We start from the raw sequence: 14,234 nt of genomic DNA on the forward strand, positions 1-14,234 counted from the left end.
CCCGCCGGAGCGGGCTGTGAAGAGAGTTACAGGCAGACTTCGACCTGTCCGGCATTGACCCGCACCGGCCAGGCGGCCACGTTGCGCGAGGCATCCTCCATACAGACACCATCGCTGAGACGAAAACGCTGCTTTTTCAGCGGGCTGGCCACCCAGAGCGCATCCTGATGTTCCGCGATGATGCCGCGCGACAGCACGCTGGCCCCGGCGAACGGGTCGATATTGCTGATGGCATAGAGCTGTTCATCATCGCGTGGACGGAAGATGGCGATCTGCTCGCCGTTGACCAGCGCACAGACGCCCGTGGCGGGCAGGATCTGCGTCAGCGCGCACACCGGATGCCACTGGCTCATGATTTCGTCTCCTCTGTCTGGGTGATGGCAATACGCTCATCGGCGCGGGCCGGACGGTGCTGGTCGCGCTCGGCCACCCGCTGTATACCAGGGTCGCGCTGCGGCGAGTTGATAAAGTGGGCGAAGCGCGACAGGGACGGTTCCTCTTCCAGCGTGACTTTCCATTCGCAGCGGACAGTGGCGCGCAGCGCAGCCAGCTGCTGCTCCAGCTGGCTGTTGAGACCGAGCCGGTCATCCATGATCACCGAACGCAGATAGTCGATGCCGCCCTCCATGCTCTCCAGCCACAGCGAGGTGCGCTGCAGACGATCGGCAGTACGGATATAGAACATCATGAAGCGGTCAAGCGCGGCGATCAGGGTCTCCTGATCCAGATCGGCGGCCAGCAGGTCGCCATGCCGCGGCTTCATGCCGCCGTTGCCGCAGACGTAAAGGTTCCAGCCTTTTTCGGTGGCAATGATGCCGACATCTTTCCCCTGGGCTTCCGCGCACTCGCGGGTGCAGCCGGAGACGCCAAATTTCATCTTATGCGGGGTGCGGATGCCTTTGTAACGGTTCTCCAGCGTCACGCCCAGAGCGAGACTGTCGCCGACTCCATAGCGGCACCAGGCGCTGCCGACGCAGGTTTTCGCCATTCGCAGTGCCTTAGCGTAGGCCTGGCCGGTTTCGAAGCCGGCGTCGATCAGCTGTGACCAGATGGCGGGCAGATCATCTTTCTGCGCCCCGAAAAGGCCGATGCGCTGTGAGCCGGTAATTTTGGTGTAGAGCTGGTAGCGTCCGGCGATCTCACCTATCGCTTTCAGTCCCTGCGGCGTGATTTCCCCACCGGGGGAGCGCGGGATCACGGAGTAGGTGCCATCCTTCTGAATATTGCCCAGGCAGAGGTCATTGCTGTCCTGCAGCGGGGCGTGCTGGGGTTTGAGCACATACTCATTCCAGCAGGAGGCGAGCAGCGAACCCACCGTGGGCTTGCAGACTTCACAGCCGTAGCCCTGGCCATAGCGGGCCAGCAGTTCATCAAAGGTTTTGATCTCTTCCACCTGAATCAGGTGATACAGCGCCTGACGGGAATACGCAAAATGGGCGCAAAGATGGTCGCTGACCGCAATCCCCTGGCGGCTGAGCTCACTGTTGAGCACCTGTGTGAGCAGCGGAATACAGCCGCCGCAGCCGGTGCCTGCACGGGTGGTGGTTTTCAGTGCAGCCACGGTGTGGCAGCCCGCCTGTACCGCCTGCACAATATCGCCTTTAGTGACGTCGAAGCAGGAGCAGATTTGCGCGCTCTCCGGCAGAGAGTCGACGCCGATAGCCGGTTTTTCGCCGCTGCCTGCGGGCAGAATCAGCGCTTCCGGCTGGTCAGGCAGCGGAATCGCGTTCAGCACCAGCTGCAGCAGGTTGCCATAGTCGCGGGTGTCGCCCACCAGCACGGCCCCCAGCAGGGTTTTCTGATCCTCACTGAGAATCAGGCGTTTATAGATCGATTTGCCTTCGTCCAGCCAGACCACGCTGCGGGCACCCGGCGTGATGCCGCGCGTATCACCAATCCCGCCGACATCGACCCCGAGCAGCTTGAGTTTCGCGCTCATGTCCGCGCCGGTAAAGGCATTGTCGCGGCCCAGCAGATGGTCGCTGGCAACCTGGGCCATTTTGTACCCCGGTGCCACCAGGCCATAGGCCCGATTCTGCCAGGCGGCACATTCACCTATCGCGTAGATAGCGGGGTCGCTGGTGCGACACTGGTCATCAATCGCGATGCCGCCGCGCGGCCCCAGCGTCAAGCCACACTGCTTCGCCAGCGCGTCCTGCGGACGGATACCGGTGGAGAAGACGATAAAATCGACCGCCAGCGTGCTGCCATCGGCAAACTGCAGCGTTTTGCCGCCCTGTGCATGATGCACAATCTGTTGGGTATTTTTGCCGGTGTGGACCCGTACACCCATCTCTTCGATCCTGCGACGGAGCTGCTCTCCGCCTTGCTGATCCAGCTGTTCTGCCATCAGCACGGGGGCAAATTCTATAACGTGGGTTTCTATGCCCAGATTTTTCAGAGCACCCGCCGCTTCCAGGCCCAGCAGACCCCCGCCAATCACCGCGCCACGTGAGCTGCGGCGTGAGCAGGCCTCAATCGCATCAAGATCCTCAAGGGTGCGGTAGACAAAGCAGTCGCTGCCGTCCGCTCCCTTAATCGGCGGGACCCAGGGATAAGAGCCGGTGGCAAAAATCAGCGTGTCGTAGCGGACCGTGCGACCGGTGCTGGAGTGGATCAGTTTCTCATTACGGTTAAGGGCGATGGCGCGCTCGCCCAGCAGCAGCGTGACCTGATGTTTCTCGTAATACCCTTTACGCACCAGCGAGAGTTCTTCTGCGGTGTGGTGGGAGAAGTAAGCCGAGAGGTGGACACGATCGTAGGCGACGCGCGGTTCTTCACAAAAGACGGTCAGCGAAAACCGGTCAGGTTCCGCTTTCTCCATTAACTCTTCTATGAAGCGGTGGCCGACCATGCCGTTACCGATAACGACGACATTGTGCTTGCTCATTTTTGCCTCAGATTTGCGATTTCTGCGGCTACAATAGCGCGCCCTTTCTGGCGCTTATTGATGTACATCAACCACCCGGCCATATACCTATTTAGAGTTAGGTGGTTGATTTGAATTGATTTTATCCGGAAGAGCTAACCCGCTGATAATCCGGTATTGCGGCCGGGACGACGATTCGTGCTAGTTTTAACCAAAACCCGGATAAGGAGCTGGCAATGCGGTCACCCAAGTGGATTAACAACGTGCGTTTACCCTGGCGGGAAGGTCTGTGGCAGATCGAAATTGCCGACGGCAGGATTGTCCGCCTCTCGGCCCAGCCCCAGCAGGCGACACCGGCCGATCAGTCACTGGACGGCGAGGGCGGTCTGGCCTGTGCGCCCTTTATTGAGCCACACATTCATCTGGATACCACCCAGACCGCGGGTCAGCCCGCGTGGAATCAGTCCGGCACCCTGTTTGAAGGCATAGAGCGCTGGGCGGAACGCAAGGCGATGCTCAGTCACGAGGATGTTAAACAGCGGGCGATGCAGACGCTGAAGTGGCAAATCGCCAACGGCATCCAGTTTGTTCGCACCCACGTTGACGTCTCCGATCCCTCCCTGACGGCGCTCAAAGCGATGCTGGAGCTGAAGGCGGAGGTGGCCCCCTGGATAACCCTGCAGATCGTCGCCTTTCCGCAGGAGGGGATCCTCTCCTATCCCAACGGAGAGGCGCTGCTGGAGGAGGCGCTGCGGCTGGGTGCTGATGTGGTCGGGGCGATTCCGCACTACGAATTTACCCGCGAATATGGCGTGGAGTCGCTGCATAAGACCTTTGCGCTGGCGAACCGCTACGACCGGCTGATCGATGTTCACTGCGATGAGATCGATGATGAGCAGTCGCGCTTTGTGGAAACCGTGGCGGCGCTGGCCCATCGCGACGGCAACGGCGCACGCGTGACCGCCAGCCACACCACCGCCATGCACTCCTATAACGGTGCCTACACTTCGCGGCTGTTCCGCCTGCTGAAGCTGTCGGGCATTAACTTTGTCGCGAATCCGCTGGTCAATATTCACCTGCAGGGGCGTTTCGACACCTATCCTAAGCGGCGCGGCATTACGCGGGTCAAAGAGATGCTGGAGGCGGAGATTAACGTCTGCTTCGGCCACGACGACGTGTTTGATCCCTGGTATCCGCTGGGCACCGCCAGCATGCTGCAGGTGTTGCACATGGGCTTACATGTCTGTCAGCTGATGGGCTACGAGCAGATTGATGCGGGGCTGGATCTGATTACGCATAACAGCGCGAAGACGATGCAGCTTGCCGGCTATGGCATTCAGAGCGGCAACGAGGCGAGCCTGATCATTCTGCCGGCTGAGAGTGGCTTTGATGCGGTGAGAAGGCAGGTTCCGGTGCGCTACTCGGTGCGGCGTGGCACCGTCGTGGCCGAAACAAAACCGGCGGAAAGTGAAATTTACTGGCGGGAGCGGGAGCGCATAGATTTCCGGCGTTAACGAGCAGGGCGGCGATGAATCGCCGCCCTGAAGCATTAATGCGTGATGTGACCGTGCGTACGATGACGGCTGACAAAGCCGAGCAGCGCACACATGACAAACACCACCGCGTAAAGCGCGTTGGCGGTCGCCAGTGCCGTGTGCACTCCGCTTTTCTCAACGATAGGCGCCGTCACCACAAAGGTCAGCATGGTGCCGACGGTGCCACAGGTCAGGATAAAGTTCACCAGCTTCGGTGAGGCGACTTTGGTCTGCAGCGAACCCAGCGTGATGATTGTGGTGTAGATCGCACTGGAGCTGAAGCCAAGAATCATGATGATCCATTTCAGCATGCCGGCATCGTTGCTGCTGACGAACCAGTACATCAGCACCGTGGCCAGACCCGCCAGCACCATCAGAATGCGCTGCAGGTCGAAGAAGCGCAGCAGGAAGCTGAAGACCCACATGCCGACCATATAGGCTGTCCAGAAGCTGCCCACCAACTGTCCGGCATCATTGATGTTCATGCCCATGACTTTGGTGGCATATTCCGGCACCCAGGAGATGAAGCCAAGCTGGCCGAGAATGTAGCAGAGAGCCGCCACTGACAGCAGCAGCACGCCCAGACCCCATTTCTCTTTTTCCACCGTCGGGCTGTTTTCAGGCTTGCGCAGCACCGGGAACTCCACACACAGCGTCATGATGAAGATCGCGACGTAGATGAAGCCGATGCAGACGTAGACCCAGTACCACGGCAGCTGACGCGCCAGCAGGATCCCGGCCAGTACCGGAAACAGCGTGCCCGCCATGCTGAAGAAGGAGTCCGTGAAGAGCAGGCGGGAACCACGCTGACGACCCTCATACAGATGGGTGATCAGGAAGGTGCCGATCGACATGGTAATACCGCTGACCACGCCCAGCACAAACATACAGAGCGAGAAGATGGTCAGATCGCGGCTGGTCATCAATCCGACGATCGCCAGGACCATCAGAACGAAGCCGAAAATCAGCTGGCGCTTCAGGGGCACAATCACCATCAGCCAGGCATTCAGGAAGACCGCAGCCAGAATGCCGCTGTTGAGGAAGGTGAAGGTGTTACTCATGCTGGAGACAGGGATCTGGAAATCTTTTGCGATATCGCCCATTACCATGCCGGTAACGATTACCAGTGCGCCCGTCAGCGCATAGGAGAAAAAGCTTATCCAGGTAAGGCCAATACGATTTCGGTTTGTCATGTTCTGAACCTGTTAGGGACCGGGTGCCAAAAAGTGTCAGAAAGTGTAAACGGAACTGTGATCTTAATAAACAAGCAGTGAAACTACAGATCCAAATTTCATGTGTTGTGTGATTTTAATCACGTAATTGCTGAGGGTTAACGTTTGCGTCTCGCTTTTGCGCAGGCAGCGTAAATATAGGTAAAACGCTGGCTCTTGTATTCCATGCTCTTTACACTAAATCACTTTTTTCGATCCCCACTCTCCAGGGTAAGGAACCTTTCATGTTCAAACGTACTTTAACAGCGGCCATTACCCTGTTAGCGCTCTCATCTGTTTCCGCCCAGGCGCTGGCCGCAAAAGGCGACACGCACGTTCTGCTTACCACCTCCGCCGGTAATATCGAACTCGAACTGAATAACCAGAAAGCGCCGGTTTCCGTAAAAAACTTCGTTGATTACGTTAACAGCGGTTTTTACAACAACACCATTTTTCACCGCGTGATCCCGGGCTTTATGGTGCAGGGCGGCGGTTTCACCACCGATATGCAGCAGAAGCAGACCAACGCGCCGATCAAAAATGAAGCCGATAATGGCCTGCGCAACCTGCGTGGCACCATCTCGATGGCGCGTACTGCGGATAAAGACAGCGCGACCAGCCAGTTCTTCCTCAACGTGGCGGATAACGCCTTCCTCGACCATGGACAGCGCGATTTTGGCTACGCCGTTTTCGGTAAGATTGTGAAAGGCCAGGATGTGGTTGAAAAAATTTCTCAGGTGCCGACCAAAGATGTTGGCCCTTACCAGAATGTCCCGTCTAAACCGGTCGTTATCCTCTCCGCGAAAGTCCTGCCTTAACGCCTTTTGTCGCCATCTGCGGATGGCGATCGCCCGCCGCCTCCGGCAAAGCCAGAATTTGCTCTTATACTTAGGGCAAAAACCTGAGCAGGAGGCGGCATGGCGAACAAACTCACCGAAAAACAGAAGGTCACACTGTGGCAACAGCGGCGCAGCGCCAGCTATCAGGCCAGCTGTCGGCTGGAGGGCTTCACACCAAATGAGATCAGCGTGAAGAGTGACGATGCGGAAACACGTCTGGTGTCACTGAGGAGGCAATATGGACTCTAACAGCGCCGTCAGCCAGGACCCTTACCTGTGGCAGCACGACAATGTGCTGAAAAATCTGGCCGAAATTCACGATGCCGCCCAGTTGCGTAAGGCGGAGCTGAGCTTCAGTGCGGCGCGTCTCGCCACGCTGGAACTGGGGCCCCGCAACCCCGGTTTGCCCTGGCTGCGTCAGATTCACCGCACCCTGTTCCAGGATCTCTACAGCTGGGCCGGTGAACTGCGCACCATCGATATCTGGCGCGATGAGACGCCGTTCTGTCATTTCGAATATATCGAAAAAGAGGGCAACGCCCTGATGGCCGCGCTGGAAGAGGAGAAGGGGCTGGCTGACCTCCCGCTTGACGCCTTTATCCCGCGTATCGCCCACTACTATTGTGAAATCAACATGCTGCATCCGTTCCGCCATGGCAACGGGCGGGCCCAGCGCATCTTCTTCGAACAGCTGGCGCTGCATGCCGGGTATCTGCTGACGTGGGAAGAGACCGATGCGGAGAGCTGGAAAGCGGCCAATCAGGCAGGTGTGGCGGGCGATCTGGCTCCGCTGGAGGCGGTTTTTGCGAAAGTGGTGAGTGAGGCGGCTTAACCACGTAGAATAGCGGCGCGGTTTATCATTCTGGATCAGTCATGCTGCTGCTTATCGACAACTACGACTCCTTTACCTGGAATCTTTATCAATATTTCTGCGAACTGGATGCGCAGGTTAAGGTGGTGCGCAATGACGCCATCACGCTGGAGCAGATGGCTGCCTTACCGCTGACCCATCTGGTGATCTCCCCCGGCCCCTGTACGCCTTCGGAGTCGGGGATCTCACTGGCGGCCATCCGCCACTTTGCCGGGCAGCTGCCGGTGCTGGGCGTTTGTCTGGGTCATCAGGCTATCGCGCAGGCGTATGGTGCGCAGGTGGTCCGCGCCCGTCAGGTGATGCACGGCAAAACCTCCGCCATTCAGCACACCGGCAAAGGCGTGTTCCGCAATCTCAACAATCCCCTGACGGTCACCCGTTACCATTCGCTGATCGTGCAGCGCGAGACGCTGCCCGATGCGTTCGAGGTCACCGCCTGGAGTCTGCGCGACGGTGAGCCCGACGAGATCATGGGTTTCCGCCATAAAACGCTGGCGCTGGAAGGCGTGCAGTTTCATCCCGAGAGCATTCTCAGCGAGCAGGGGCATCAGCTGCTGCGCAATTTCCTGACGCAATAAGTTGCCTTTGAGTGATTTTTTATGCATATTTTGTGATTATTATTTCAATGTTGCACAACTATCATTCAAATGGGGTCATCAATGGCGGCGGAAAAAATTGCGGTTACCCGGGAGACGTTCGATAACGTTATTTTGCCTGTTTATGCACCTGCGCAGTTTGTGCCGGTAAAAGGCAAAGGCAGTCGTGTATGGGATCAGCAGGGCAAAGAGTATATCGATTTCTCCGGCGGGATCGCCGTCACCGCACTGGGCCACTGCCATCCGGCGCTGGTGGAGGCGCTGAAAAGCCAGGGCGAAACCCTGTGGCACACCAGCAACGTTTTCACCAACGAACCGGCCCTGCGCCTGGCCAGTAAGCTGATCCAGGCCACCTTTGCGGAGCGCGTTTTCTTTGCCAACTCCGGTGCCGAAGCGAACGAAGCCGCCTTTAAGCTGGCGCGTTACTACGCCTGCAAACGTCACAGCCCTTTCAAAAGTAAGATCATCGCCTTTCATAACGCCTTCCATGGACGGACGCTGTTTACCGTCACGGTTGGCGGTCAGCCAAAATATTCAGACGGCTTCGGCCCGAAACCGGCGGACATCGTGCATGTGCCGTTCAACGACCTGGAGGCGGTAAAAGCGGTTATCGACGATCACACCTGTGCCATCGTGGTGGAACCGATTCAGGGCGAAGGCGGCGTGATGCCCGCGACGCAGGCCTTTATGCAGGGACTGCGTGAGCTGTGCGATAAGCATCAGGCGCTGCTGGTGCTGGACGAAGTGCAGAGCGGTATGGGCCGCAGCGGCAAGCTGTTCGCCTATGAGCACTATGGTGTTCAGCCCGATATCCTGACCTCAGCCAAAGCGCTGGGCGGCGGTTTCCCGGTCAGCGCCATGCTGACCACCAATGAGATCGCCTCGACGATGGCGCCAGGCGTGCATGGCACTACCTACGGCGGCAACCCGCTGGCCTGTGCGATTGCCGAAACCGCACTCGATATCATCAATACGCCAGAGGTACTGTCAGGCGTTGAGGCGCGTCGTCAGCACTTTGTGAACGCCTTACAGGCTATCGATGCGAAGTACGATCTGTTCAGCGATATTCGCGGCAAGGGGCTGCTGATTGGCGCGGCGCTGAAACCGCAGCATGCCGGACGGTCGCGCGATATCCTCAATGCCGCGGCCGCTGAAGGCGTGATGGTGCTGGTCGCCGGCACCGACGTGATGCGTTTTGCGCCGTCGCTGATCATCGAGCCTGCTGACATCGAAGAGGGCATGAGCCGCTTTGCCACGGCTGTCGGCAAAGTGCTCAACGGCTAGCGGATTTTTTCCGTAAGTGTCTGATCAGCCAGCGGCCATGTTGTGGTCGCTGGCTCCACGCCAGCGAGGAGATGGTGTGCATGACGCTGAGATGATCGAGAATGCGTCGCACATGCTGCTCTACCACCGTTACCGGTCCTTCACTGATATTCCCCAGCTCATCCAGCAGATTAACCTGCGAACTGGCACCCTCATATTCCAGCCGCTGCTGACAGCGTTGCAGCGCGATCTCACAGGATTGCAGGTAACGTTCCGCCAGCGAGGGGGTCAGCATGGTGTGCTCACGCGCCAGAATGGTCATCGCATTGATGTGCTCGACGATAAACTGGCTGTGCGTGACCCAGAGCCGCATGTCTTTCAGATACTGGGCGTTGAAACCCGGCTCCTGCATCGCCTGATTCAGCGAGTTAAACAGCGCATTGTGCGCCTGATTCACCTGCACGCGCTGATAAGCCAGTTTGCCGGGTGCCTGTTCCTCTCCCAGCAGGAGGCGCAGCGCATCCTGATAAGTTTCCAGCGCGTCATGGGCATTTTGCCGCAGTAAGCCACTCTGCCACTGCGGCCAGAGCCAGATCATGCCGCCAAAGGCGATCAGACAGCCCATCAGCGTATCCATCAGTCGCGGCAGCAGAAACTGCGCGCCATTCAGTGAGAGGAGCTGCAGCGAGTAAACCGCAGTGACCGTAAAACCAATCATCGACCAGCCATAAAACTGACGGGTAAAGCGATAGCTGATAAAGGTAATCGCCAGCATCACCAGCAGGACGACAGGTTCCGGCACCGCCAGACGCAGTGTGGCCGCCGCGACCACCAGACCGGCAAAGGTGCCGAGCGCACGGTGCTGGATACGGACGCGGGTGGCGCTGTAGCCGTTCTGGCTGACGAACATGATCGTCATCAGAATCCAGTAGGGCTTAGGGATGTTGAAGAAGAGCGCCAGCGCGCTGCCCAGCATCAGCATGACCGCAAAGCGACCGGCAGTGCGCAGCGCTGAGGAGCGAAATGAGAGGTAGCTGCGCAGCGCCGGGAGCAGCGGCAGACGGCGCTGGCGGTCAGCCATCAGGTCGCGCTGGTAAAGCGGTTTCTGGGTGCGCAGCACCCGCGCAATGCGGTTGAAGTGATAAAGGCAGAAGTGGCCCACCGGATTGTCGGGATGCTGACGGGCGATCTTCTCCAGCGCGCCAAGCTGTTTATCCATCGCAAAACGATCGGCTAACTGGTGGTAGAGAATGGTATCGGCCAGCACCCGCAGCCGGGCTGAGATGGTTTTGGCGTTCCAGCGGATCACCGCTTCAGCATGGCTCTGCTCAACCAGTTTCTGCACCTCTTCCGGCCGGTGCAGGCTGACCGAGATGTGCTCCTGCAGATCCAGCGCCACCTGAAAGGCGCGCGTCAGCCGTTTATGGCTATTGTCGCGGCTCGCCGACAGCATATGCATCTGCTGATAACAGGTGTTGATCAAATCGACCACTTTCTGCTGCCGAGCCAGCAGCGGCGGCAGGGCCTTCTCCGGATCGGTCAGCTGCGTCAGCAGGGTATATTTGGCGTCGCAGTAGTTCGCCAGCTCGCGGTAGATCAGGCTCAGGCTTTCGCGCATCGGCTGCTCTTTCCACAGCCAGAACCAGAACCAGTTAAACACGCCATACCAGAGGGTGCCGCCGATATAGAGCAGCGGCGGCACATAGATGGGCATGCGGCCCGTCAGGCTCAGGGTAAAAATAGCGGCGATGAGGGTGCCGGAGAGCAGGCGGCCATGCAGCGGGCTGATCTCCCCGGTGACACCCAGCAACAGGGGCATCGCAAACAGGATTAGCGGCAGCGGAACCGCATGCAGGGTAAGCCACTGGATCAGGAAGCTGCCAAGCGCAAACAGGCTGCCGCCCACAATCAGACGTTTGAAGAAGCGTTTATGCGGGGTATCGAGACCGGCAATGTTGCAGCAGGCGGGGACTAACGAGAACAGCAGACCTTTTTGCAGGTCGCCAGCCAGCCAGCCCAGCGCGACCGGCAGGCAGAGCACCAGCGTTTGCCGCAGGGCATAGTTCACTTCAGGGTGATAAATAATTCGACGCCACATCGGCTCAGCACAAACAATAACGGCGTGATGCGAACATCACGCCGTGGATGACAGGAATTAGCGGGTGCCGTAAACGACGATGGTTTTGCCGTGTGCAGAGATCAGATTCTGATCTTCCAGCATCTTCAGAATACGGCCCACGGTTTCGCGTGAACAACCTACAATCTGGCCAATTTCCTGACGGGTAATTTTAATTTGCATGCCGTCGGGATGCGTCATGGCATCTGGCTGTTTCGCCAGGTTAAGCAGAGTCTGTGCAATGCGTCCGGTCACGTCGAGGAAAGCGAGGTTACCCACTTTTTCTGACGTTACCTGCAGGCGACGCGCCATCTGCGACGAGAGTCGCATCAGGATGTCAGGGTTCACCTGAATCAGCTGGCGGAATTTCTTGTAGGAGATCTCCGCCACTTCGCACGCGCTTTTAGCACGAACCCAGGCGCTGCGCTCCTGACCTTCTTCAAACAGGCCAAGCTCGCCGATGAAATCCCCCTGATTCAGGTAGGAAAGAATCATCTCTTTGCCTTCTTCATCTTTGATCAGAACCGCGACGGAACCTTTCACGATGTAGTAAAGCGTTTCAGCTTTTTCACCTTGGTGAATCAGCGTACTTTTGGATGGATACTTGTGAATATGGCAATGGGACAGGAACCATTCGAGTGTAGGGTCTGTTTGCGGTTTGCCGAGAACCATTCGCTATTATCCTCTGTTGTAATCGTGCCCAAAATACAGGGGGCAGTTTTCCCTGTCAGGCGGTGAAAGCTTCAAGCGTTTCCTTTTCAGGAAATTATTCGGGCCGCATCAGGCGCAGTGCGCATCATTCTTCCCGGCTTCGCCATCGGGTGACGAAAAATATTTTCAGCTCTGTTTGTAGCACAGCTTTTGCCGACTGTCTTCTGTTGTCTCGCTTCAGCTAAGGGCGGATTTCTCTGGATTGCTGTTTATCAGGCGAAAGCGTACTCTGGCGACAAAACAGCGTATTCCGGAGCAAAAATCATGCAGGCAAGAGTGAAATGGGTAGAAGGGATGACATTCCTTGGTGAGTCATCCTCCGGCCATCAGATCCTGATGGATGGCAATTCAGGGGATAAAGCGCCCAGCCCAATGGAGATGGTGCTGATGGCGGCGGGCGGATGCAGCGCGATCGATGTGGTATCAATTCTGCAAAAAGGCCGCAACGATGTGGCTGATTGTGAAGTAAAACTGACCTCAGAACGTCGTGAAGAGGCGCCGCGAATCTTTACGCACATCAACCTGCATTTTATCGTGAGTGGTAAAGCACTCCAGGATAAAGCGGTCTCACGCGCGGTGGATCTTTCTGCTGAAAAATATTGCTCGGTGGCCATCATGCTGGGGAAAGGTGTGACGATGACGCACAGCTATGAGGTGGTTGAGCTGTAGTATCTGAAAACGACCATTAACGGCTCGTGCAATATTGGGGGCGGTAAGATTGAGCCTGCGCAGAAAACCGGGTCAGATCGGAAAGTCGCTTGAGCCAATCCATGGCCGCTCGGCCCGCGCGATTACGCACCTCATCCCTGAGGTGCGCCCGTAGCCGGGCCAACGCGTTGCGTTGTTCAAAAACGCTCCCGGCGTTTTTATCCGGGCGGCGGGACGCTTTCCTCTTCTGACCCGGTTCCCTGCGTGTTGAGCTTATATGCTGCTGTCAGATTCTTTGTGCCCAGGGTGTATCTGTAGCGATCTCCCTGAAACCTGCTCAGCAGTAAGCCTTAATCCGTAGAAAAACCGGTTTTACATTTTTGCAAAAGGCATCTGCTCTCTGAGGGTTTTTTGCTGACCTCTTACTCTATCCGTTTACCTTCCATCAGCCGCTTCACCAGCGGCCCCATGATCAGCTCCATCGCCAGCCCCATTTTACCGCCGGGCACCACCAGCGTATTGATGTGCGAGATAAACGACCCCTGCAGCATCGCCAGCAGATAGGGAAAGTCGATATCCTCCAGTCCCTGAAAGTGGATCACCACAAAGCTCTCATCCAGTGACGGGATAGCGCGGGCGGCAAACGGGTTTGAGGTATCCACGGTCGGCACGCGCTGAAAGTTAATATGGGTGCGGGAGAACTGAGGCGTGATGAAGTTGATGTAATCCTCCATCGACCGCACTACCGAATCCATCACTGCCTCGCGGGAGTGGCCGCGCTCGCTGGTGTCCCGCACCAGCTTCTGAATCCATTCAAGGTTAACAATCGGCACCACGCCCACCAGCAGATCCACCTGTTCTGCGACGTTATGCTGCGCGGTGACCACGCCGCCATGCAGGCCTTCATAGAACAGAATATCGGTGTCCTGCGGCAGCGGCTGCCACGGCGTAAAGGTGCCAGGCACCTGATTCCACGGCACCGCCTCATCATAGGTGTGCAGATATTTACGCGACTGGCCCTGTCCGCTTTGACCATACTCTTTGAAACTCTGCTCCAGCAGGCCAAAGTCGTTGGCCTCCGGGCCGAAATAGCTGACGTGACGTCCTAAATCGCGCGCTTTACGAATCGCCATATCCATTTCAGGACGGGTAAAGCGGTGAAAGCTGTCGCCTTCCAGCTCCGCCGCATGCAGATTTAGCTGCTGGAAGATTTTGCGAAACGCGAGGCTGGTGGTGGTGGTTCCTGCGCCGCTGGAACCGGTCACCGCGATAATGGGATGACGAGCAGACATAGAAAAGCTCCCTGTGTGGTCGGGCAATGAGCATTGTTATCATGAAATGCCCGCCGGTGCATCAGCCGCGAAATTCTTTGCGCGGCATAATATTGACCGACTCATGCAGTTCCGACCACACCAGCACCACTTCGCCAGACTCCAGCTGCCGACGCACATCCGCGACCTTGTCGACCAGGCTGCGCTCCTGTTCGCCATAGTCGGTGCCTTCGCGCAGCACAAACGTTTCAATCAGGTTTTCGAGGGTCTCCGGGGAGACCTGTTGCCAGGGAATAATCACGCG

General features: G+C 57.6%; 14 protein-coding genes. 7 read left to right on the plus strand and 7 right to left on the minus strand.

Annotated features, from left to right (window positions below):
• Positions 1–26: 26 nt before the first annotated feature.
• Both nirD and nirB read right to left on the minus strand, forming a co-directional pair.
• Positions 27–353: a nitrite reductase small subunit NirD gene (gene nirD / locus OXR04_RS17515; RefSeq protein WP_009087662.1), complete on the minus strand. Its 327-nt coding sequence runs from the start codon at positions 351–353 to the stop codon at positions 27–29.
• Positions 350–2,890: a nitrite reductase large subunit NirB gene (nirB, locus tag OXR04_RS17520; protein WP_267372214.1), complete on the minus strand. Its 2,541-nt coding sequence runs from the start codon at positions 2,888–2,890 to the stop codon at positions 350–352. The genes nirD and nirB overlap by 4 nt, the downstream gene beginning before the upstream one ends.
• A gap of 215 nt (positions 2,891–3,105) precedes the next feature.
• Between nirB and OXR04_RS17525 the strand changes: the two genes are divergently transcribed.
• Positions 3,106–4,383 carry a cytosine deaminase gene (locus tag OXR04_RS17525; protein WP_140925661.1) on the plus strand — a complete coding sequence of 426 codons (1,278 nt, stop codon included), beginning with the start codon at positions 3,106–3,108 and terminating at the stop codon, positions 4,381–4,383.
• A gap of 35 nt (positions 4,384–4,418) precedes the next feature.
• Here the strand turns inward: OXR04_RS17525 and tsgA are convergent, their stop codons facing one another.
• Entirely contained in the window at positions 4,419–5,597 is a 1,179-nt protein-coding gene (gene tsgA / locus OXR04_RS17530) for an MFS transporter TsgA (protein ID WP_167429093.1), read from the minus strand.
• Between the two features lie 263 nt (positions 5,598–5,860).
• Between tsgA and ppiA the strand changes: the two genes are divergently transcribed.
• The 5 genes from ppiA (at position 5,861) to OXR04_RS17555 (ending at position 9,205) form a co-directional block, all read left to right on the plus strand.
• The gene (gene ppiA / locus OXR04_RS17535) at positions 5,861–6,433 is read left to right on the plus strand and encodes a peptidylprolyl isomerase A (protein WP_046100711.1); all 573 of its coding nucleotides are present in this window, start codon (positions 5,861–5,863) and stop codon (positions 6,431–6,433) included.
• 99 nt (positions 6,434–6,532) lie between these two features.
• Complete coding sequence (locus OXR04_RS17540) at positions 6,533–6,703, plus strand: YhfG family protein (RefSeq protein WP_267372215.1); 171 nt, start codon at positions 6,533–6,535, stop codon at positions 6,701–6,703.
• Positions 6,693–7,286, plus strand: coding sequence for a putative adenosine monophosphate-protein transferase Fic (locus OXR04_RS17545; RefSeq protein WP_267372216.1), 594 nt, complete (start codon positions 6,693–6,695; stop codon positions 7,284–7,286). The genes OXR04_RS17540 and OXR04_RS17545 overlap by 11 nt, the downstream gene beginning before the upstream one ends.
• A gap of 41 nt (positions 7,287–7,327) precedes the next feature.
• On the plus strand, positions 7,328–7,903 hold the full coding sequence (locus OXR04_RS17550) for an aminodeoxychorismate/anthranilate synthase component II (protein WP_009087650.1): 576 nt from the start codon (positions 7,328–7,330) through the stop codon (positions 7,901–7,903).
• An 81-nt stretch (positions 7,904–7,984) separates the two neighbouring features.
• Positions 7,985–9,205, plus strand: a complete 1,221-nt coding sequence (locus OXR04_RS17555) for an aspartate aminotransferase family protein (RefSeq protein WP_046100710.1) — start codon at positions 7,985–7,987, stop codon at positions 9,203–9,205.
• Here OXR04_RS17555 and OXR04_RS17560 read toward each other — a convergent pair.
• Both OXR04_RS17560 and crp read right to left on the minus strand, forming a co-directional pair.
• Positions 9,195–11,282, minus strand: coding sequence for a YccS/YhfK family putative transporter (locus OXR04_RS17560; RefSeq protein WP_009087646.1), 2,088 nt, complete (start codon positions 11,280–11,282; stop codon positions 9,195–9,197). The two genes, OXR04_RS17555 and OXR04_RS17560, sit on opposite strands and share 11 nt — an antisense overlap.
• A gap of 57 nt (positions 11,283–11,339) precedes the next feature.
• A complete protein-coding gene (gene crp, locus OXR04_RS17565; RefSeq protein ID WP_003852956.1) occupies positions 11,340–11,972 on the minus strand; it encodes a cAMP-activated global transcriptional regulator CRP in 633 nt (210 codons plus the stop codon).
• A gap of 303 nt (positions 11,973–12,275) precedes the next feature.
• On the opposite strand from crp, the gene OXR04_RS17570 reads away from it, so the two are divergent.
• The gene (locus OXR04_RS17570) at positions 12,276–12,680 is read left to right on the plus strand and encodes an OsmC family protein (RefSeq protein ID WP_009087644.1); all 405 of its coding nucleotides are present in this window, start codon (positions 12,276–12,278) and stop codon (positions 12,678–12,680) included.
• Positions 12,681–13,081: 401 nt separating this feature from the next.
• On the opposite strand, the gene OXR04_RS17575 is transcribed toward OXR04_RS17570, so the two are convergent.
• Complete coding sequence (locus OXR04_RS17575; RefSeq protein ID WP_009087643.1) at positions 13,082–13,951, minus strand: phosphoribulokinase; 870 nt, start codon at positions 13,949–13,951, stop codon at positions 13,082–13,084.
• 61 nt (positions 13,952–14,012) lie between these two features.
• On the minus strand, positions 14,013–14,231 hold the full coding sequence (locus OXR04_RS17580; RefSeq protein ID WP_009087640.1) for a YheU family protein: 219 nt from the start codon (positions 14,229–14,231) through the stop codon (positions 14,013–14,015).
• Positions 14,232–14,234 lie beyond the last annotated feature (3 nt).

Origin of the sequence: Pantoea sp. GM_Pan_3 (assembly GCF_026541045.1) — a bacterium.
GTDB lineage: Bacteria > Pseudomonadota > Gammaproteobacteria > Enterobacterales > Enterobacteriaceae > Pantoea > Pantoea anthophila.